1 protein-coding gene is annotated in these 519 nt (G+C 46.2%); it reads left to right on the forward strand.

All coding sequences use genetic code 11. The features are described from left to right. Positions 1-519 (forward strand): phosphoribosyltransferase domain-containing protein (locus tag ACS8FD_RS24530; protein WP_439277762.1); only part of this gene is annotated, 519 nt, incomplete at both ends.

A 519-nucleotide genomic window follows, 5' to 3' on the forward strand; every position in this document is an offset into this window, starting at 1 on the left:
TAATTTATAAAAGCGCCGATAACGCCATACAAGCACAGCTACTTGCTAGCAAAACACTGATTATGGTCGATGACGAAGCGTCGACAGGCAATACTTGCATTAATGTGGTGACAGCTTTACGCAACTCAGGACTCACAGAGCTAGAACAAGTACATCTCACCACGTTGGTTGATTGGTCCCTAAATCAGACCCAGACTGCAACTGACGCAGACGCAGACGCAGACGCAGACGAGCCAGTCTCTGATCAGGTATCAGCATGTCTACCTAATATTGACTTCCAACGTCATCATTTGCTGTCAGGTACTTGGCAATGGACAGATACTCCTAACCCTAGAGCAATTATCATGCCATCGGTTGACACTACTGATGCTGGTAGTCAGCCATTAGCCGATACTGGTAATTGGGGACGCTTCCCGACCCTCGATAGTACAGATGGGTTCGCTGACTATTTATTGAAGTTTCAAAAGGCATTTGCTCAGTTTAGCGGTCAGCTACAGTTTGAACAAAAACAGTTGCCTG

Source organism: Psychrobacter sp. 1U2, from assembly GCF_051847575.1.